Source organism: Nonomuraea sp. SYSU D8015 (assembly GCF_008065375.1).
Classification (GTDB): Bacteria; Actinomycetota; Actinomycetes; order Streptosporangiales; family Streptosporangiaceae; genus Nonomuraea.
The window spans coordinates 177,075-195,570 of sequence record NZ_MU084033.1 but is presented as its reverse complement, the minus strand read 5'-3'; the positions used below and the strand labels follow the sequence as shown (position 1 = coordinate 195,570).

The window sequence follows — 18,496 nt, the reverse complement described above, 5'->3', positions numbered from 1 at the left end:
GCTCAGGAGTTGCGAGCGCCCAGCTACGGGAATCCCGGGCGAGGGATGCTGGCCATTGAGGTGCCGCTGATCTTATGCCCGCCCGCGAGGTTGCGGCGCCTGAACCACGGCGAATTATCGGTCGTGGTCATTATGTTGCTGCCAGCGGCTAACACCCTGGCCCGCTTCCGAGCCACGGACGCCCACGTCGTCCCCGCGGGGAAGAGGACAAGGTCCGGGACCATGTCAGCTTCCACGGGATCGCGGTGAAAACAAGCTCCGCCGCCAACTGGTCGTGCTGATCCCGTGACGGGGCGACGCAGGTACCCCCCTGCCGTGGAAGGACCTGTCGTGACCAAGGGGCACCGTCGCAAGCGCGCTATCAGGGCACGTAGAGCTGTCACAGGTGAGGCGTACCTCGCCGCCGCCCGCGCGCTGGCCCGCGGGCAGGACCCGGTGGCCACCACATGGTTCCTGGTGACGCTGGAGCTCGACCCCGTCCAGGATGCCGAGCCCTTGATGATTGAATCGCGCCGCGTTTGTTGGAGAGTCTGGTGTGCCCCAGGGCACATCAGAGTCTCCACGAAAGCCGGAGCGGTTCAACGCCAGGGGTGCCTTGCGGCTGCCCTCGCCGCAGATACAGCAGGGACCGCGACGACGCAGCCAACGCGGCCCTGCGTGAGTAGGAGGTTGGAGCAGAAGGCACGCCCGCAGACTGGCGGACCGTGTTACCTCGGGTGGGGTGGCACGGCGGAAGAGTGGATCACATCGCCAGGCTTCGCTGCCTGGCGCATCCGCTCCAACAAGGTCGTGCTGTCCTTGCGGAACGCGATGTGCGCGGGGATGAGGCCAGTGCCCGCTAGCGCCGACTCAAGGGCGATTTGGACCTCCCAGGCTCCCATCTGCCGGCTGAAAGCGGCGATGGAGCCGACGACTTCGGCCGTTGCAGGTCCACCGTGGGTGATCGCGTTACGGGTCCGTGCCATGCGGTCGGCCAGGCGTCCCCATCTGGTTTCCAGCTGGGCGCGCCATTTCTCGAACGCGTCCCTGTTGTCGAGGCGTTTGGCCAGAGTGCGCAGGCGGCGCGCCATTTGGTGGTGTGGAGGATAGATGTCGATGAATTCGGTCAGCGCGTCCTGGGTGGATCCGGGGACGAGGTCGATGTAACCGAATTCGTGGAAGTCCAGTGTCGCGTCCCTAACAGCCTGTCGGCGCTTGTACGCCTGAACGGTTAGCCCCGTGGGTTCGCGGCTGGCGGCGTGCCTGATGGTGGTGACAAGGTCCTCGTGGATGGCCTGCACCACCCATGTCGGCTTCAGATAGGCAGCCAGGTGGTCTTCCCACGGCGCGGTGCCGACCCGGGCTGCGGCGGTCTCGACGACACGGACATTGGCGATCACCTGGGCCAGCGAGGACTGCTCCTCTGCGGCCTGCCACCACCGCAGCAGTTCGACAGCCTCGGCCAGGCCGGCGTCGTCAATGGCAACGGTCCCGTCGATCTGCTTCCAGAAGGTCGCCATTTCGGAGTAGATGGCCGCTTGGCGGCCGTGATCGAGCGGCGCGACGGTGTACGAGCTGACCTCGATGCGGCGCTCTTCGCCGCGCTGCCCGTTGGGGATGTGTTTGTGTCCCGGAAGGATGCGCCAGCAGCCGGCGGGCATTCCGGCGTGGAATTTGCCGACCATGACAAGGGCCTCCACGCGCGTTCGGGCGACCGCTATCGGGTCAGCGTAGATGCGCGGCGGCAAGAACACCCGCGCAAGGACGGTGCCGACCTTGTGCGGCATGTCCGCAAGGAACTCACCGTCGGTCTCCGTCCAGTGCATGCAGTAGCTGCTGTACTTGGCCGAGGCCGCCGTCGCCTCATCGGGCACGTATTCGCTCATGATGAACGTGATGTCGCCAAGCGAGGCAATGGGCTTCAAGAACATGCTGGCCTTTTCGTAGGCCAGCCACACCACATGTGAATGCGCTGCCGGAGGAAGAGCAAGGACGCGCTCGCATAACGTGGCCCGCTCGGTGGTCTTCAGCCCGGCTCGCGGTAGTTCGTGTTCGTTCTCATCGAGGACGTCAGGCGCGAGATCGCCGAGCGCGGTCCGCACGCCGGTCACCGCCCATGCGGTGTCGGCAAGAACGTCGCTCAAGGTACTCGCCAATTGGCCAAGATCGTGGCCCGCCAAACGAGCGAGCGCGAGGAACAGGTCGCGGCGGACCGCTATGGCTTCTGCAGAGGTCTCGAGCTTGCTGCATTTGGACCAAAGATCTTTCCAGGCTGCCTGCAGAACCTGCTGGTCTTTCAACGCGGACTGCAGGTCCTGCACGGCCGTTATTGCGACTGCGCGGTTTCCGGCCGGGTTGAGCTGCTGTAACGCCGTGCTGACCTTGCCTAGGTGGGTGCGCAGTACAGCGGCGACGCTGAATCCCAACCCTTCCTGCTCGGCAGTGCGATACTCACGGATCGCCGACCTGAACGCGTCGACGTGATGGGCGGCGCTGAAGTTGCGGTCGTCCTCCAGCCATGCCAAGAGTTCGCCCACCGCCGCCGGGAACACCAGCAAGGCCGAACCGGACCAGCGGCGGTCAGGAGCCGAAAGTGCGTGGCGGACCTCATCCGCTGTGTCAGGCGGCGCGCTCTCTTCTGCCATGCCCCAACCGAGCACCATTCCTCCACGTAACAGCCGGTAACGGGCCCCCAGGATTGCAGAAGATCCCGAATCTTTCGGGATGTCAGCCGATGGATATCTCGATCGGCGTTGTCGGGATAGGGCCATGTTCGCCGTCGGCAGTGGCCACTTTCTCGCTAGCACGCCCTGATGCCTGCAGAACCCGCGACAATGGACGCGTGATGAGCGATTCGGCACACGACTTCAGCCCCCAAGCCGCCACGTCAGCCGCATACGCCGAGCGCATCGTCCAGACGCTGGCCGCTCACTTCCCGCAGCTGCGCCAGCCGACCGTGGCCACGGCCGCATGCGCCTCCATCAGCGCTTACCTGAGCTCTCCTACCCCATCGTGGGAACTGGTCGTGGACTCTCCCGCCATCGCTCACTGGGCACTCGTCCCGAACGGCCATGGAGGCATCGCCGTGGCCTGCCGCCGTCCGCCCACGGCCGCCACCCTCGCCCGCGAGCACGAACTCACCACGCTGCTCGAGCGCAACCGGCCGCAGCAGAAGCCCAACAAGTGACCGCGCACCACATCCCCCAGGAGGCCTCGACGACCGAGCACACTGTCGCCGTGGCTCCGGTTCTGCGCGCCGATATGGACTTCGCTTCTCTGAGCGACCGGGACGATGCGCATGAGCTGGTCGAGGCGATCGCAGACGACCTGTGGTTGTACGAGCACGGCATTGGCGCCATCACACTGCCGGACAAGGGCACCACCCCGCCAGCCTGCACCCCGGCCGAGCTCGTCGCGTTGCTCCACTCGGTCCAAGCTTCGCGCAAGACCCTGGCAGCGACCGCGGGCTGGCTCACCTCCGAGAAACGCTCCAGCCCCGCCACCCAGCGCGATTACATCCGCCACATCTCCTGGTGGATCTGGTGGATCAAGGCCCGCGGCTACCGTCTGAGTGACGTGCCCTATGTCGAAGCCGACCTGTACGCGGCCGCCATGCGCGGAGCCAGCTACGCCAACAACACCCGCCGGGCACGGCTCAGCGCCATCTCGTCGTGGTACACCTACCTCCTGCGCCGCGGCGAGGCGGAGAGAAACCCTCTCGACGGCATGGATCGCCCCAAGCGTCAGCTGCTGGCCCCTACCCGCCACATCACCGGCCAGCAATTCGACCGCATGGTCGCCCACGCCGTCCTCCATGAGAGCCCACGCAGCGCCGCCATCGTGGCGGTCCTGCGTTCCACCGCCTGCCGCATCAGCTCCTTGCTCGACGTACGCGTCGACCAGCTCACCTACCAGGGGCGATTCCGCATCCTGCAGTTGCCCGTCAAGGGCGGTGGCATCCACGAGGTTCGCATCAGCTCCTACACCGGCGAACTCATCGACCGCTATCTCACCCAGCAGCGCGAGCCCGGGCCCGGCCCGCTGTTCCGCACCAGCACCGGCAACAAGCTGCACCGCTCCTACGTGCGCGAGCTCATCCAACGCATCGCCGCAGCGGCCGGCATCCCCGACCCCGACAAGCTCTCGCTCCATGGCCTCCGCCACAGCGTGGCCACCGACCGGCTTGAGCGAGGCGATGACCTCAGCGTGGTCCAGGAACTCCTTGGGCACGCCAGCCCGGAGACCACCACGATGTACGCCCAAGTCGACAAGCTCAGCCGCTCGCCCGCCGACTACATCGACCAGGAGATGGCGTTGGCTGTCGAGCGCGCGCGACGATCTTCCGCGTGACACCGCCGAAGGCAGGGTGCGTGAAACAGGCGGACGGCTTTACACCGTAGATTCATTGCATGGTCAAGGGATGGCCGTGATCAAGGCAGAATGGGCAGCGAGATGCCTACTTCCGAGCCGTCGTGGTGCCACCCCGCCGCCCCCAACACACACCCGCTACCCCGTGATGGCCGACGCCACTGCGGGAATTTGGAGCGGATCCTCCGTAGGCAGTGGAACCCCAACTCCGGTCCGCCTCCCCCCGAGGTCATCCACGCGATCGACGACCTGGCCGAGCTGCCGGCCCATATCGCCACCCGGCTCGCCGAGAACTACGACGAGATCTGGGTCGGCGAGGGCTCGGTGTGCGACCTCGACCACCTCGGCCACCTGCGCGGCCAACCCGTTCGCCCGGGCGATCCGACATCCCCATCCTGGGACGTCGTTCCCGGGCTCTGTACACCCACGATGATCGCCCTCGGTACCCGCGACCACGTCTCGGCGAGCCTGGTGCATCACGAGGTTGGGCATGCACTGGACTTGCTCGACGGAATGAGCGACAGCGACGACTGGCAGACCATCATGATGTTGGTGCGGAAGCATCTGACACACCCCCGCTACCGCAACGGCGCAGAATGGTTCGCCGAGGCGTTCGCCCTGACCGCCACGCGCCAGGCGAGCCGCCTGCTGCGCATGCTGGATGGCCAGGACAATCTCGCCGCGCTAGTCTGGACTTACTTTCGACGCATGTATGGGGTGGGATCATGAGCGCCTGGACGGCGATCCGCGAAGAGGACGGGGCTCTTCTTGTACCACTCCATGCCGATATCGATGGCCTGCACGCCGATGGCGCCGTGCGCATACGGCCCGGTGACCCCGGATATGACGATCATCTGGTCACCGCCCTCGACGCGCGGGACCTCGCTGGGGACCGTGCACGCGATGAAGAGTTGATCGCCAGGTGGGAAGCCCGAAACCCCGCGATCCCCACGCGACGCAGCGCCTGAACAAGCATCCGTACCATCCTGTACATCGCCAGGGATGGCAGTCGACCGCACGGCCGTACCGGAACGTAAAGGTCGCGCAACAGAGCCGATCGAGCGCTGTTAGGTCGACCCGGGAGCAGAGGCCCGGCCCTGCCTCCGCAAAGTTTCGACGAACGCTTCCCCACGCAAGGCTTGCCGCACGGCCTTGAGTCCTCGGGACAGGGCGATCAGCCGTGGGCCTTCGGCACTGTAGACCTCGCGCACTTCCTCGACGACGGTCTCGGGGTGGCCCTTAAGGTCCATAGGCGCCTGCCGATATCCCGTTCTTGCCGCCTCGATCGCGGCCTCGATGTAGTGGTCCGCCATGCGGGCCAGCGCGAGCGGGTGCCGGCAGAGAACTTCATAGAAACGCCACTCGTACGGCACGACCTGGTCCAGGAGCCAGGCCCGGACGGATTCCTCCCAGTCGGGATCGCTGGGAGGCCGCACGGCGTCGGGCCACTCCGGCAGATACATGCCTTCATCGTACGCACGTTCGATGCCCACAGGTGAGTCGTCGCCGGCCGATGTCATGGCAGCTACTAGCGCAGCGAGATCCTTACGGTGGATCCATCGGATGCGTTCCATGGGCAGCCACGCGGGCCCGTGCTCTACTAAACCACCCCGGTATCCGGTCTTTTCCTCCATCCACGAGACCACCAGCGCCTCTTTGCGGCCAGCCTGCTGACGGAGCTCACGCACCCAGCCGGGCATGTCGCGAGCTCCGGTCAGCTCTGCCGCCACCATCACTGGCCGGAGCCGTACCTCAGGTGAGGCCATGCACGCCTCCATGTCCCGAACATGTCTTCGAGTGAAGGTATCGCAGCCGTATCGTCGCACCGCGGCGGCCCAGCCGCATCCGGAGGCATAATTCGATTAGAGCTTTCCATATGGAAACTTTCGCAATAGCGGCGGCCGAGCTCCGGTTCGAGGGCGTGGATAGCGGTCGTCGGCCGGGCGAGCGCTCGGGCTGCCTCAGATAAGGACCTCGCCATGGCCTCAATGGCGCCGCTGCGCGGTTGCGAGCTGACGCGGGCCACAGTAGAACTTCCCATATGGAAAGTGACAATCGCCCGCCTCGGCATTACTCCACCGGTCGTTTGACCGCCAGGCAATCCACGATTGTTCAGAAGTGGCGGGACCGGCTGCTCAAAGACAAGCCGCTGCCTGGCATCGAGCGGAAGAGCGGGCAGTTGCGGCTGCTCGGACTCGACGATCGTCCGCCAGCGAGTTGCAGCGACGTCATCGCCACGGCGGTCCTCACGCTCCTCGACGAGGATCCGCCGACGGGCATAGAGATCATCCGCTACACCTGGCAGACGATCCAGGGGCACAAGCTGGCCGGGCAGGGCATCCGGGTCGGAGACAACATCGCCGTTCACAAGCCGGTGGACTTTTACCTGCCCGCCACGGTGGCCGATCGCTATGATCAGCTCTCCCGCGGCGCTGCCCACGATTACCACTCTCTGGTGCAGAACCTTGAAGAGCAGGCGCTTTCGATGGTTCCAAGCACCACCGACAAGCATCTGGACTTGCGCCGGCAGTGGGTCCGCGATGAGTTGGGGGCACGTGGTCTGCCCGTACGCGGTGCACCGCGCGTCCCAGCTGGTGTCTTGGCTCGGATGGCCATCGACGCCGCGAAGAGCCGTTCCGTCGACCATTTGCTGCTGGCGGCCGTCCAGTACGCCAAGGACGTTCACACGCAACCGCACCGAGCACGCAGAGACATGCACAACCTGCGCTCGCGCTAGACTCCAGAGTTTCCATATGGAAAGTTAGCTAAGGCAGGCCCCAGGCCGGTGGGGAGATGGGCGGCGCCCAGGCGTTGCCGCCCGAGCCCCGTCAAAGGACACGAGGCCACGCACGCGGAGCGCACTCGACACTCGACCTGCAAAGGCGATCCGTAAAGACACCGCGCACTTCGACGCCCCAGTTGCACTGCAATCCCGAGAGTCGAGCTGCGAACGGTGACCGCACGCGGCCTGCCGCGTGCGGTGTACGCCACATGCCAGGAGCGCACCGGCGCCAGGCGATCGAGCGAGCCGGGCGCCGCTCAGTCGACACGATTCTCGCGGCCCGCAGAGTAGGCCGAGGAGATCAACCAGCAGTCTTAGCGCGCACACCGCGTCATGCACGACCTCGGCGCGGGATAGGTCCTCCACGGAGGAGCTCGAGGACGCATGCGAGCGGAAGATGCGGCGCAAGCCCTTGCACCACCGCCCCCGGCCCGGCGGGGCACCCACCACGCACCATTTGAAGGGAACCCATGAGCGACCTCTGCAACACTCCCTACGTCGAAAGCGGCATCAGCTACATCTGCCGCCGTACCAAGGGCCACACAGGCGACCCCAACCCGCGCAAGCGCGAGCACCACGACCCGGAACACGGTGGCGCCTACTGGATGGTCCACGACGACCGACCCCGCGGGACCTGGGTCGGCGGCTCCGGCCGGACGTCCGTCTACAAAGGCGTCTGCCGCTGCGGTTGGCTCGGCAGCAACGGCACCAGGAGCAAGGCCCAACGCGACTGCGAGGGCCACCAGCGCAACGTGCGGTACTTCGCCGACACCCGTGGGATCATCCTGCAGCAGGGCGACATCGTCCTGGCCCGTAAGACCTCCTTCGACGGCCCCGCGCACCTCCACGGCATCCCCCTCAAGGTCGTCAAGTTCGGCCGGACGAAGGTGTACGTCAGCACCAGCGAGCACAGCGACCGTATGTGGCCCATCACCGCTGCCACCGTCGAGCGCACCCTCGAGGAGATGCCGGGATGACCGAGCCGGCCGACGAACTGGACGACGAGACCGAGGACGCATGGGAGATCGTGCCCCCGACCTCGGTCATCGGCCCCCACGGGCCGCAGGTCCTGCGGGAGCAGTGCACGACGTGCATCTTCCATCCTGGCAACCGTATGGACCTGCGGTCGGGCAGGCTGAAGGACCTCGTCGAGCAGACCCTGAACGTGGGCGGCTGGATCACCTGCCACGACACCCTGCTGCACGGCCGGTTCGGCCACCACTTCGCCACGCGGATGTTCGGTGCGATGTGCAAGGGGTTCGTCGACAAGTACGGCGACCGATCGCACGGCGTGCGGATGCTGCGGGAACTGATGGGCCTGGTCCAAGTTGACCGACCTGAGGACTACCTGAGTGAGAACGACTGACTGAAGACTCGCAGAGAACTTCCATATGGGAACTACTGACAGCCGAAGTGGCGGGACCGGCTCCTCCAGCGACATGCCGCTTTCTAGGCAGTGCAGCGCCAGCGCCGCGAGACACGACCCTCAAGCCGACAGATAGGAAGACGATGATGACCACACATGCAGCAACCACCCTGCGCGAGCGTGTGGCCCGCGCGCTGGCCCGCCGGGCCTCGGGGGTGAAATTCAGCCACCCCCACTCGATCACCCTCGACAGATACTGGCAGCTGGTGCTATCCGAGCGCGCGCGCAATAAGTATCTGGCTCAGGCGGACGAAATTATCGCCATGGTGCGCGAGGAGTACGGTATTGACGAAGGCAAGTAAGCCCAGCCCTGCGCAGCTCTCCCTTACGGAATACCTGGCGTACATCAACAGCGTGGTTTCGCGCCCCGCACACCGCTGATAGGCCTCACCGCAGAATTGTCTTCCTGGGGGATCGAAATAGCCCCTTCCCCCATTGCTTGGCCTTTTCTGGTTACATAACGGCCTCAACCAATCCCACGCGGTGCGGCGCCGCCCTTAACTGCACACTCCACGCGTCGACGCCAAGTTGCGCACCCTGCAGGAACAGCTCCTGGGTGTGCTCCCTAAATTCCGCTGGGCCCGCCCAGACGAACCGCGAACCTCGATAACGCCCGCCTGATCGCCGAAGGGACCATCAATGACTCGCCACACCGTCAAGCCGATCGAATTGCTGAAGCTCAGCCCGACCAACGAACCGCTCACCCAGCTCATTAACCAGTGGCGGCGCGGCACACTGGCCTGGGACCCGCCACACGTGCCATACCAGCGCGCGCCCGTGTGGACGCTTGACCAGCAGATCGCCCTCATCGAGAGCCTGCTCAAAGGCATCCCGATCCCTGCGATCATCAGCAACAACCGCGGCAGCCGGCGACCGGGCGGCGAGAAGCTACCCACGCGCGTCATCATCGACGGACAGCAGCGGCTGACGACCATGCGCCGCTGGCTCGACAACGAGTTCATGGTGCCCGCCTCCTGGTTCCCCAGCGCCGACGTCATCCGCGTAACCACCATCGAACCTGGCACAGCACTGGCCGAGGAATACGGCGACACCGGCCCGTACCTCCACTTCCAGGACCTCCATGATGAAGCCCAGATCACATTCGACCTCGTTGCCCTACCGGTTGCCGAAGCGCACGTAAGGACGATCGAGGAAGAGGCCGCCATCTATTTGCGCGTCAATGGCTACGGCACCGCCCAGACCAACGAGGACATCGCCCGCGCCGCGCGCATCGCTGAGGGAGACGAATAATGGCCAAGCTCAAGGTATTCATCAACCACGGTGCGTACCTGCCCGACGATTGGCGCCAGGCCGTCACCGGCGAACACCGTATGCTCCCTGCCACGTTGCTGGTCATCACCACTATGAAGAAGGACGCAGTGCCACTTCTGGTCGAGCGTGGCGTGGAGGAGTGGAAGGCGGAAAACCTCGCCGCCACGCTGCGCCTCAGCCGCGGCCCCCGCCACAGCAATGATCTAGAAGCGCTATTCAAGTCCGAGGTCGTCACCCCGGCGTCGACCGGCGTCTATCTCTGGCGACAAGGCCACAGGGACGATGTGGTGTACCGGGCCGAGCTCGGCGGCGATCTCACGGTCATCGCACATTTCCGTGTCGATCCCCGGCGGGGGAGGCAGCTACGTGGAGCCGGCTACGGTCACCGACCACGGCCAGGAGCCCTGATGCCTCCTACGCCGAAAGTGTTCTTCAACGCGTAGGCCTGCCTGCTGCGACTTTCCATATGGAAACTTCTCAAAAGAGTAGGGCTGACCTGGCGTGATCTCGGTAACCCAGCGGCACTACCGCACCTTCCATGACCCACTGCACCCGAAAAGGGAGACCGATGCCGATTTACCTCCAACCTCCGGCGCCACAGCGCTCCGGTCCCGATGGAAAAGGCCGGAACCGGCTTTCCCTCAACGCTCCCATGGCTGACAGCAAAGCGCACTGTGCTCTGCGACCCCGCTCGTACGTGAAGCTGTTCGAGTCACACGACACCCGCCGGGCATCGTGGCCGGAGTTCGGAGCGTGCGTCAACGACGGGCGATGCGACGCATGCCCGATCATGACGGCGGAACCGCCCACGCTTCGCTCGTTCACCCGCGACGTCCTGGTACGCATCGCCGAATCGGGCGAGCCGTGCATCATGAACAAGCCTGAGACGGGTTGGTCGTCCTCGGCGCGACAGTGGACATGGGACGATCTCGCCCGCGTGCAGGGCTGGGAACTCGGCAACCGTTACAGCGACGAGCACGGCGACGGCTTCTGGCTTCACGCAGCGCACGACGCGACCAACGGCATCTACGGCGCCCCTGCCGCCGGACGCGGCCGAGCCCAAACCCCACGCGTAAGGACTGACGCGCGGCCGCGCCCACCGGCGCTCTTCCTCACTGCCTCGCCGCCTTCTCCGGGCACCGCGGCGAAATCCGGCTGATCGACCCTGACCGGCTTGCCACCAACCCCGAGTGCCACGGCTGGGACGCCGAACTCGCCGGCGTCCCGGCCGCCCCTCGGCATCACCTCTGAGCAGTACGTCCCCAGGTGGATCCGCTGCTCGTACAGAAACTGATCGCCCCGGCCGCCGGGCACCCGCCCGGCCGCATCTGCCCCGCCAACGAGACGCCAGGAGCCACGATGGCCAAGAGCGACAAGCCCCGCCCCCTCAGCCCCGCACAACGCGCGGCACTCGAATCCGCCTCCGCAGGCGGTGGCGTCCACTGGGTCAAGCCGAACACCCGCGCCTGGCTCGCCGAGCGAAAGCTGCTCTTCGCCCAAGGCGCCGACTACAACGTGTGGCACATCAGCAGCAGGGGAGGCGCCGCCCTCGACTGGGGCCACTACGGCGAGATCACCGCGCCGGACGGCTCCCCTTTCACCATCCCCTCCATGACCGGTGGTCAGGAGACGGTCGAAACCATCGGCGAGGCCGAGAACAAGTACGTGGAAGTCTCCGCCCTCATCTGGCGCGACAGCATCCAGGCCGACACCTACCCCTCCACCCCTGATCCCCTCTTCGCAGAGCGGCACGAGCTCCTCACCGAAGTCATCCAGCGCACCCTCCGACTCGATCCCCCGGCGCTCCACCGCCGCTACAAGGACGCCATCTCCGCCGCCTGCCAAGCCATCCGAGAGCGCATCCTCGAACGTGGCGAGCACCCCCTCATCCCGGCCCGCGAAGCCGCAAACGATCGGCCGCCCGCCCGCTACCTCGTCGCCTTCGACCGGATCGGCAACACCCACGACATCCGCCCGCTGACCAGCAACGCCGACAGCATTGAAGACCTGGCCCGGCACATCCACGCATACGCCCGGTTCTACGGCTTGGAGACCGTCTTCGTAGACGTCGAGCGTGACCTCAGCGGTGGGCACCTGCACCGCCTCATGGGCGACAACCTCGGGACCTTCACCATCACCTCCCTCATTCCCACCCACACAGCAGCCAAGGAAGACAGCCCCCGATGAGCACCACACCCCGGCCGCCCGTCACCCTCGACGGCATCACGCTCGACGGCGACGAGCAGACCCTCCTCAACCGCGTGTTCGCCGCCGCCCTCTATCGGGCCGCCGACGACCACGACGAGGACCTCTCCGTCGATATAGCCGCCCTCCGCCGCCGCTTCGACCACATCCTTCCGCCCTTCACCTGGTAGACGAGGAGCTCCAGCCCATGCCCCGCCGCCTGACCCCGACCCGGATCGCGTTCCTGGCCAAGGCCACCAACGACCGCACATGGGTCTACAGCGCCTTCCCCGACGTCACCGGCCACGCCCTCAACAAGGACGACGTGGACGCCCTCGTCGAACTCGACTGCATCCACATCAGCGACCAGGACACCGGCCACCACGGTGAAGCCCGCAAGATGACCCTCACCGACGCTGACCGCGCCGCACTGGAGCGAGCGAAATGACACCCGAGCAGATCGCCGCCCTGATCCCCGGCGACCGCGTCTTTCGATGGGTGTGGGTGGGCACCTCGCCCAGCCAGGAGAGCCACGAAATCCAGGAGCTGACCGTGGTCCGTGTCAACCCGACCACGGTCACGGTGGACACCGACCACCACGGCCGGATCCGCGTCCGCCACGCCGACATCGTCGATTACGTGACCTGGGAAAACGAGACAGCCAAACCCGCGCCCCGCGAAGGCGACCGGCCGGCCGCGAAGGCGATCGACGCCGCCGCGATCCGCCTCTCCAAGCGCCACCCCGTCACCGGCCGCCCCAACGGCTACCGCGAGCGTTGGTTCCAGCACGACGGCGTCGTCTTCCACGTGGGGTGCGATGAGCTCCACTCAACCCTGTGGTTCATCCAGCCCGACACCGACCACCTCGAAGGCAGCCTCGACCTCCTCAGCTTCATCCAGTCACCCGCCTACTGGACGGACGCCGCGTTCACGCTCATCAAGGTGCGCACCGCCCTCGCCGATCTCATCAACAGCCCTCAGTTCGCCACCCTCCGCGACGCCTACACCGCCCTCCCCGTCAAACTCCGCTACCGGCCCAGCACCTACAAACCCGCCCGCTGGTGGGTTGTCGAAGGAGCCTGCCTGTCCGCCGGCGGCCACCTGGCAGAGGCTCCCACCGCCAGGCAAGCCGCCGCCCAAATCAAACGCACCATCGAGAGCATCCAACAGGGCGTACGCCACAGCAAAGCCCAGGCCCGCGCATGGGTCCGCGCCCAGAACATTCACACCACCCGAGGCCCCCTCACCTCCCGCCAGGCCTACGAGTACGACCTCGGATGGAAACTCGCCCACGCCGTCAACCGCTCCTCCAACGATCGGGGCGAGCCCGCCAACCCCATCACCCCCCAGGAGGCAGCAGCCCGCCACCTCGCGCCCCACGAGATCGAACGCATCACCAAGAGCTGCGCTCTCATCTACGCCCAGCCCTACCCCGACCCGGCCCAGGAGCCCTCATCATGAATCAGCACCAGATCAAGCAAGATGCTTTCGCGGCTCACGCGGCTTGGACACCCTCCTGTCCGAAGACTGGGACAGCCTCGATGAGGCGTACGGCACGAACGCGGACAAGGGACGCAATGCCGTCAACGGGCTCGTCGTCGAGCTGAGGCAGCGCGGAGGCACAGCATGACCACGCCCACCCTGGACGACCTGCAGCCCGGCCGCCTCCTGTATGTTCCCGCCGGCGCTGCGCTCGCCCGCCAACGCCCCTTCTCCCTGATCATCAGCGAGGCCACCGCTTCCACGGGCATGCCCAGCGACGTATGGCTCGGCGGCCAGGTCCTCCGCGCAGACGGATCTAACCCCCTCCGCTACCGCACCACCTGGTTCCTCGCCACCGTCGCCAAGCTCACCATCGCCCCGCCCGGCATCCGCCGCTGTGTCGCCGCCGGTGGCACCTCCTACGACGTCATCGCCATGCACGGCGGTGAACCCATAGTCCCCGGCTGGCGCATGCTCCAGAGGGGTATCCTCGGCGGCACCAACCTGTGTCCCCGCCACGCACCCACCGCCACGCCGGACGGTGCCACCCACCTGCATGTGCCGGAAGCCATGGACCGCAACACAGGCGTCATCACCTGCACCTTCGGAATCTCCATCCGCCCCCGCATGGCCCGCAAGAAGGACACACCAGTCCGCGGAGCCTGCGTACTCGCCTACGGCGTCCACATCGCCGCCATGACGCCACGGCGACCGTCATAACCCCACCAACCACTCCGCAAGACCGCACCGAGCGCTTCTGGAGGCCAACGCGCGCACCCGCGCCTCCCTGCGACGTCTCGCCGTGGTGCGGAAGTTCCATCTCAGTCTCAGATCACCTGATGGAAACGCGCTCCACCAGACAGTGATCAAGGAATTCAGAGTGAACCGGGTAGACCACGATGCTCCTGAGAGGACGGAGATCGTGGTGCCGCCCCTGGGCCCGGACACAGGCCGCACGGCGCGATAGGCCAGCGAGAGCGCGCTCGCCATGGGCAGACGCGTGCGACGTGCTCACGGTGACAACCCAAGCCCGACCATCCTGGCCGACGCGCTGCGCGCAGCGACCAGCCCTCGTCGACAAAGGCGAGCAACCCCGTACCGATGACCGGTGCGTTCCCTAACCGAAAGGACATCTTCGCCATGCCCCTGATTACTGCAGATCTCAAGGTCCAGCCCCAGCCCTACACCCGCCGCATGCCACATCCCACCGACACCGTCGGGTACATCGAGGCCAGTTACCACGCCATCTGCGAGGTCCTGGGCGAGGCCGTCGTGCCGGTGCAGGGAAGCGGCGCTGAATGGGTGATCGAAACGCCCGGGGGACAGGCGATTCTGTTCGACCGGGAGAGCCCGTTCGACCCGCAACGCGAGCGCAACGAGCCCGCTGATTGGCACGTGTGGGCCTACCACAACGCCGTTATGCCGTGGATCCACCAGGTGATCGCAGGCGACCGCCGAAGCTTCCCCGCCGATCTCGCACCGGCGATCACGCCGCACGAGCTCGTCATCAGCTACGTGTACTACCTGCACCACCGCGCGGTTGCCCTGCCGCCCGGCGGTGTGCTGGCGACCCAGCTCATCCTGCAGCGCAACGACATGGTGGACATCCTGGTCCGTTACGAACGCGGGACTGGCATCCTCAGTGAGCTTCCGCAGCCGTCCGCGGCCGCCGAGCCGAGGATCCACCGTGCCACTGCGGCCCTGCAAGGAATGCTGGACGCCACCAGGCGCCACCAGGATGGCGCCAAGCCCTACGCTGAGCCCGCGCTCGCCGATCTCGTCGCCGCCGGGGCCGCCTTCATCGACAAATCCGACAACCCCATGTGGCTGGCCATCATGAGGGAATACGACCTCCAGCCCGACCATGACGAGAGCGCCGCGCACAGGGCGACCATCCGGGCTATCGCCGCCACGCTCACCCGGCTCTCGCAGGAGAACTGACCACGGTCCGAACGCGGACCGTCACGTTCCAGAACCGCGACACCGACGCCGTCGACCTCGTCGACGGGAGCGAGTCGTAACCGTGGTCTCCATCCGGTGTGCCGCACCGGGCCCGCCCAGCGGCACGCCGGTCTGTCGCCCGCCCTCACCGCGCTTCACCTGAACGCCCACCAAGGGGGGCCGGTGGCCCGAGCCCGACCAACCAACGCCCGATCCCGCGCACGCGCGTAGCCCGCCATGCGCCGCTCCCAGCACTCAGGAGGCAACCAGTGACGACCACCATGTCCGAAACCGACGACCGCTTTCTCGTTCCTCGTCGTGTTCTGCTGCCCTACACCAGGCGCCCGCGCAAGGGGGACGTCATCATCCTCGCCGATGACGAGCTCTACTGCGGCTGCGGCAACGGTCCCGGCCGCAGTATGCAATTCGAGGCCGCCGATCGCCGCACCGGCGCTCTCCTCCTCGACGGCCCTAATCCAGGATGGGACGGCACCTGGGCGTGCGCCTATTGCGACCTGCGCATCGACTGCCGCCCCGCCCACAACCTGGTCGCCACGATCCTGAGCGGCGAGCGCGACACGATCACCACCTGGGCTCGCACTCCCGAGCAGTTGGAGGATCTGCCGCGGAACATGCCCACCTGGATCGCCGCCCACACGCCGGCCCCGGGCGACCCCGACATCTGGGTCGCCATCACACCGGGCACGGTGAAGACCGGTGCCCGCGCACCGCTCGCCCAGGCCGAGTTCGACGTGCCCGCTGGTTGGGACTGGACGGTCTGGTACGAAACGATCACACCGATCCGCGTGGACGATGTCACTCAAGAGCCCCGCTCCGTCCGGCTGGACCGAGGTGGCCGACTGATCTGCAGGTGCGGGAACACGGCCGACGCTGAAGGCTTCATGCCCGTCCTGGCAGACAGAGACGCAGACTGGGTGGTCGAACCGGATGAGGACCTGTGGCAAGAGTCCCTGTTCGGCTGCATGTGCGGAGTCCGGATCACCACCCCCGCCATCAGGCTCACAGTGACGGTCCTGAAGAACCAAAGGGATGAGGTGAATACGCGCCTCCTGTCCTTGTCCGACATCCCGAACGTTCACAGCGAAGTGTTCGACTGGTGTCGCCAGCACAACCCCACCGGTGACGACCAGGTCTGGACCGCCGTGACGCTGGAGGGCGATGACCTGGGACCCGTCGCTCCCATCGCCCAGCGAAAGATCATCATCCCGGAGTTCACGCTGAGTGAGTAGGGGAGCAGTACAGCCCGCGCCGGCTCGGCCGACGCGGGCTTACCTCGACCTCGCGTCCCGGCGGACCGCCCGACCGGGAATGCGCACGCTCCTCCGGTGCCCCCCGCCCGGAGCGAGCACCCCCGTCCGGGTGAGTAGCCCGAACCCAACTTGCCAAGGAGACATCATGCATGACATCACCCATCAGAGGCTCGGCGAGCGGCTGATCGCCGCCGAGCAGAGCCACCACAGCGAGCACGGTTGGGGCGACGAGCCCACGAGGCTGCTGCTCATCTGCGCCAGTCCCGCCGCCCCGGACATGGTCACCCTGTTCGTGGGACCGTGGGAGTGGAGCGTGTTCATCGGCGCTCCCGGTATGCAGGCGCCCGGCGCGACCGGCGACGTCGAGCACGACCTGGGCCTGCTGGCCGACAACCCCGCAAGGCTCGACATCCACCTGGCCGACCACGAGTTCCTGGCCGTGGGCCTGCTGCATGAGTGGGCTCACCCGGAGGCAGGCGAGCTGCATGACCAGCGATGCCTGGCAGCGGCAGACCGCGACGGCGGGCTGTGGCACGTGATCCGTCACCGCGGTGAAAGCGGCATCCCCCCGCAGGCGCACCTGATGATCGACGACCAGGGGTGTGTGCTGGCGCCGACGCTGGCCAAGGTCGCCCGAGCGCTGTCGGAGGCCTACCCGCTGCGCAATGGGAGGCAGTGGTGAGGACCGAAGCCGAGCACCAGCGCAGGATCTTGGCCATCCGCGCCGAGATCCTGGAAAGTCGCCTGGCGTTGCCGATCGACACCCGCGGCCGGCACGTGATGGACGAGACCGCGAAGACCCTGCGGGGTCTGGCGGCGCTGCTGGAAGCCGACCCGGCCATGGCCGAGACCCCCCAGCGGTGGAAGCCCGCCGCTACTGCCAGCCGCATCGGGCGGGACCTACGCGTCATGGTCCTGCGTGCCAACAACCCCCTACGGTCTTCAGATGAGCGTACGGAGGCCCGCGCCCGTTACGAGGCCATGTACGCCAGCGTGGTCGAGCACGCCAACGCGGCGCGCGAGCTAGCCCCCGTGGAATGGCTCGATCCGGCGCGGTGCCAGACGACGCCGCTGGAACAGCTGCGGCAACGTAGCGAGTTGCTCAGCCTGGCCGCTCACCTGCTGCGCGTCGTGGCCCGACACGCGGCCGCCCTGCCGGAGCTCGCGCCGCAGGCGGCCCAGGTTGCGGGCTTGGCCGACACCGTCGACCAGGTCGCGCGTGAGTTCAACCGCACCTTTGGAAGGTAGCCATCGTGCCAACCCCTCATCCGGCCGTCGGTCTGCGCGGCCGGGGCCTGTACGAGTTAGTGATCCACGAGCTAGGTCGCAACGATAGTCTCCCTGCCGACCAGCAATTCTGGGACCAGCGCGACTACCGATTCCTGCGCAGAACCGGGGGCCTCTACTTCGAGGACCTGGCCGCGTGGGATCCCAGTAAGGGACGCAACGGAACGTTGATGGACTTCGCGGGCGTTGCCTGCGATCTCGCCGGCGGACGCTGGTACATCGAAGTCACAGCAGAGGGCCCCGTCATCGCCGGGAAATTGATCGATCCCTCAATGATCGACCCCGTGGCCATGTGCCTCCTATATGCCGAGCCCGAAGATGATCCCAAGGACGTCTTCATCGACGAGGGCCACCGTGTCATCGAGGCGGACAAGCGAGCCCTGCGCCTGCTCCAGCTTGACACGAGCGCCCCCTTCGATTTGGAAGACGAGGATCTCGGAGAGCTGAACGCCATGTGCGACGCCCTTTACAGCTGACCGCGCCCTTGGCCTGCGGGAGCCTGCC

The 18,496-nt window shown here is 66.5% G+C and carries 23 protein-coding genes; 21 read left to right on the top strand and 2 right to left on the bottom strand.

The features are described from left to right. Window positions 1-707: 707 nt before the first annotated feature. Entirely contained in the window at window positions 708-2,624 is a 1,917-nt protein-coding gene (locus ID574_RS01810) for a hypothetical protein (RefSeq protein ID WP_188186993.1), read from the bottom strand. A 200-nt stretch (window positions 2,625-2,824) separates the two neighbouring features. Here ID574_RS01810 and ID574_RS01805 point away from each other — a divergent pair, with 200 nt between their 5' ends. The 4 genes from ID574_RS01805 (at window position 2,825) to ID574_RS01790 (ending at window position 5,315) form a co-directional block, all read left to right on the top strand. Next, window positions 2,825-3,166: a hypothetical protein gene (locus ID574_RS01805; RefSeq protein ID WP_188186992.1), complete on the top strand. Its 342-nt coding sequence runs from the start codon at window positions 2,825-2,827 to the stop codon at window positions 3,164-3,166. Beyond that, window positions 3,163-4,329: a tyrosine-type recombinase/integrase gene (locus ID574_RS01800; protein ID WP_223166272.1), complete on the top strand. Its 1,167-nt coding sequence runs from the start codon at window positions 3,163-3,165 to the stop codon at window positions 4,327-4,329. The genes ID574_RS01805 and ID574_RS01800 overlap by 4 nt, the downstream gene beginning before the upstream one ends. Window positions 4,330-4,518: 189 nt before the next feature. Next, complete coding sequence (locus ID574_RS01795) at window positions 4,519-5,076, top strand: anthrax toxin lethal factor-related metalloendopeptidase (RefSeq protein WP_188186990.1); 558 nt, start codon at window positions 4,519-4,521, stop codon at window positions 5,074-5,076. Next, window positions 5,073-5,315, top strand: coding sequence for a hypothetical protein (locus tag ID574_RS01790; protein ID WP_188186989.1), 243 nt, complete (start codon window positions 5,073-5,075; stop codon window positions 5,313-5,315). Before ID574_RS01795 ends, ID574_RS01790 begins: the two co-directional genes overlap by 4 nt. 99 nt (window positions 5,316-5,414) lie before the next feature. Here ID574_RS01790 and ID574_RS59360 read toward each other — a convergent pair whose 3' ends face one another. Then, window positions 5,415-6,113, bottom strand: a complete 699-nt coding sequence (locus tag ID574_RS59360) for a hypothetical protein (RefSeq protein WP_223166271.1) — start codon at window positions 6,111-6,113, stop codon at window positions 5,415-5,417. A 275-nt stretch (window positions 6,114-6,388) separates the two neighbouring features. Here ID574_RS59360 and ID574_RS01780 point away from each other — a divergent pair, with 275 nt between their 5' ends. The 17 genes from ID574_RS01780 to ID574_RS01700 all read left to right on the top strand — a co-directional run bounded on the left by ID574_RS01780 (window position 6,389) and on the right by ID574_RS01700 (window position 18,468). Next, window positions 6,389-7,084: a hypothetical protein gene (locus ID574_RS01780; RefSeq protein WP_188186988.1), complete on the top strand. Its 696-nt coding sequence runs from the start codon at window positions 6,389-6,391 to the stop codon at window positions 7,082-7,084. Between the two features lie 515 nt (window positions 7,085-7,599). Then, on the top strand, window positions 7,600-8,106 hold the full coding sequence (locus tag ID574_RS01775; protein ID WP_188186987.1) for a hypothetical protein: 507 nt from the start codon (window positions 7,600-7,602) through the stop codon (window positions 8,104-8,106). Then, window positions 8,103-8,495: a hypothetical protein gene (locus tag ID574_RS01770; RefSeq protein WP_188186986.1), complete on the top strand. Its 393-nt coding sequence runs from the start codon at window positions 8,103-8,105 to the stop codon at window positions 8,493-8,495. The genes ID574_RS01775 and ID574_RS01770 overlap by 4 nt, the downstream gene beginning before the upstream one ends. Before the next feature lie 143 nt (window positions 8,496-8,638). After that, window positions 8,639-8,857, top strand: coding sequence for a hypothetical protein (locus ID574_RS01765; protein ID WP_188186985.1), 219 nt, complete (start codon window positions 8,639-8,641; stop codon window positions 8,855-8,857). Window positions 8,858-9,194: 337 nt separating this feature from the next. Next, the gene (locus ID574_RS01760) at window positions 9,195-9,806 is read left to right on the top strand and encodes a DUF262 domain-containing protein (protein WP_188186984.1); all 612 of its coding nucleotides are present in this window, start codon (window positions 9,195-9,197) and stop codon (window positions 9,804-9,806) included. Next, window positions 9,806-10,270 (top strand): hypothetical protein, encoded by a 465-nt coding sequence (locus ID574_RS01755; protein ID WP_188186983.1) that lies wholly within the window; start codon window positions 9,806-9,808, stop codon window positions 10,268-10,270. The genes ID574_RS01760 and ID574_RS01755 overlap by 1 nt, the downstream gene beginning before the upstream one ends. A 254-nt stretch (window positions 10,271-10,524) precedes the next feature. After that, window positions 10,525-10,986, top strand: a complete 462-nt coding sequence (locus tag ID574_RS01750; protein WP_188186982.1) for a hypothetical protein — start codon at window positions 10,525-10,527, stop codon at window positions 10,984-10,986. Window positions 10,987-11,093: 107 nt separating this feature from the next. Beyond that, on the top strand, window positions 11,094-12,014 hold the full coding sequence (locus ID574_RS01745) for a hypothetical protein (protein WP_188186981.1): 921 nt from the start codon (window positions 11,094-11,096) through the stop codon (window positions 12,012-12,014). Continuing rightward, window positions 12,011-12,202 carry a hypothetical protein gene (locus ID574_RS01740; protein WP_188186980.1) on the top strand — a complete coding sequence of 64 codons (192 nt, stop codon included), beginning with the start codon at window positions 12,011-12,013 and terminating at the stop codon, window positions 12,200-12,202. The genes ID574_RS01745 and ID574_RS01740 overlap by 4 nt, the downstream gene beginning before the upstream one ends. Window positions 12,203-12,219: 17 nt before the next feature. Continuing rightward, entirely contained in the window at window positions 12,220-12,459 is a 240-nt protein-coding gene (locus ID574_RS01735; RefSeq protein WP_188186979.1) for a hypothetical protein, read from the top strand. Continuing rightward, the gene (locus ID574_RS01730) at window positions 12,456-13,472 is read left to right on the top strand and encodes a hypothetical protein (RefSeq protein ID WP_188186978.1); all 1,017 of its coding nucleotides are present in this window, start codon (window positions 12,456-12,458) and stop codon (window positions 13,470-13,472) included. Before ID574_RS01735 ends, ID574_RS01730 begins: the two co-directional genes overlap by 4 nt. Window positions 13,473-13,637: 165 nt before the next feature. Beyond that, window positions 13,638-14,213: a hypothetical protein gene (locus ID574_RS01725; protein ID WP_188186977.1), complete on the top strand. Its 576-nt coding sequence runs from the start codon at window positions 13,638-13,640 to the stop codon at window positions 14,211-14,213. 381 nt (window positions 14,214-14,594) lie between these two features. Further along, window positions 14,595-15,434, top strand: coding sequence for a hypothetical protein (locus ID574_RS01720; protein ID WP_188186976.1), 840 nt, complete (start codon window positions 14,595-14,597; stop codon window positions 15,432-15,434). Between the two features lie 269 nt (window positions 15,435-15,703). Continuing rightward, complete coding sequence (locus ID574_RS01715) at window positions 15,704-16,684, top strand: hypothetical protein (RefSeq protein WP_188186975.1); 981 nt, start codon at window positions 15,704-15,706, stop codon at window positions 16,682-16,684. Between the two features lie 166 nt (window positions 16,685-16,850). Then, window positions 16,851-17,387, top strand: a complete 537-nt coding sequence (locus ID574_RS01710; protein ID WP_188186974.1) for a hypothetical protein — start codon at window positions 16,851-16,853, stop codon at window positions 17,385-17,387. Further along, the gene (locus ID574_RS01705) at window positions 17,384-17,953 is read left to right on the top strand and encodes a hypothetical protein (RefSeq protein ID WP_188186973.1); all 570 of its coding nucleotides are present in this window, start codon (window positions 17,384-17,386) and stop codon (window positions 17,951-17,953) included. The genes ID574_RS01710 and ID574_RS01705 overlap by 4 nt, the downstream gene beginning before the upstream one ends. A 5-nt stretch (window positions 17,954-17,958) precedes the next feature. Further along, the gene (locus ID574_RS01700) at window positions 17,959-18,468 is read left to right on the top strand and encodes a hypothetical protein (protein ID WP_188186972.1); all 510 of its coding nucleotides are present in this window, start codon (window positions 17,959-17,961) and stop codon (window positions 18,466-18,468) included. Window positions 18,469-18,496 lie beyond the last annotated feature (28 nt).

Excerpts from the sequence above, each read along its gene's own strand:
- ID574_RS01810 (WP_188186993.1), bottom strand. The coding sequence starts at position 2,624 with ATGGCAGAAGAGAGCGCGCCGCCTGACACAGCGGATGAGGTCCGCCAC.
- ID574_RS01805 (WP_188186992.1), top strand. The coding sequence starts at position 2,825 with ATGAGCGATTCGGCACACGACTTCAGCCCCCAAGCCGCCACGTCAGCC.
- ID574_RS01790 (WP_188186989.1), top strand. The coding sequence starts at position 5,073 with ATGAGCGCCTGGACGGCGATCCGCGAAGAGGACGGGGCTCTTCTTGTA.
- ID574_RS59360 (WP_223166271.1), bottom strand. The coding sequence starts at position 6,113 with ATGGCCTCACCTGAGGTACGGCTCCGGCCAGTGATGGTGGCGGCAGAG.
- ID574_RS01780 (WP_188186988.1), top strand. The coding sequence starts at position 6,389 with ATGGAAAGTGACAATCGCCCGCCTCGGCATTACTCCACCGGTCGTTTG.
- ID574_RS01775 (WP_188186987.1), top strand. The coding sequence starts at position 7,600 with ATGAGCGACCTCTGCAACACTCCCTACGTCGAAAGCGGCATCAGCTAC.
- ID574_RS01770 (WP_188186986.1), top strand. The coding sequence starts at position 8,103 with ATGACCGAGCCGGCCGACGAACTGGACGACGAGACCGAGGACGCATGG.
- ID574_RS01765 (WP_188186985.1), top strand. The coding sequence starts at position 8,639 with ATGATGACCACACATGCAGCAACCACCCTGCGCGAGCGTGTGGCCCGC.
- ID574_RS01760 (WP_188186984.1), top strand. The coding sequence starts at position 9,195 with ATGACTCGCCACACCGTCAAGCCGATCGAATTGCTGAAGCTCAGCCCG.
- ID574_RS01755 (WP_188186983.1), top strand. The coding sequence starts at position 9,806 with ATGGCCAAGCTCAAGGTATTCATCAACCACGGTGCGTACCTGCCCGAC.
- ID574_RS01740 (WP_188186980.1), top strand. The coding sequence starts at position 12,011 with ATGAGCACCACACCCCGGCCGCCCGTCACCCTCGACGGCATCACGCTC.
- ID574_RS01735 (WP_188186979.1), top strand. The coding sequence starts at position 12,220 with ATGCCCCGCCGCCTGACCCCGACCCGGATCGCGTTCCTGGCCAAGGCC.
- ID574_RS01730 (WP_188186978.1), top strand. The coding sequence starts at position 12,456 with ATGACACCCGAGCAGATCGCCGCCCTGATCCCCGGCGACCGCGTCTTT.
- ID574_RS01725 (WP_188186977.1), top strand. The coding sequence starts at position 13,638 with ATGACCACGCCCACCCTGGACGACCTGCAGCCCGGCCGCCTCCTGTAT.
- ID574_RS01720 (WP_188186976.1), top strand. The coding sequence starts at position 14,595 with ATGACCGGTGCGTTCCCTAACCGAAAGGACATCTTCGCCATGCCCCTG.
- ID574_RS01710 (WP_188186974.1), top strand. The coding sequence starts at position 16,851 with ATGCATGACATCACCCATCAGAGGCTCGGCGAGCGGCTGATCGCCGCC.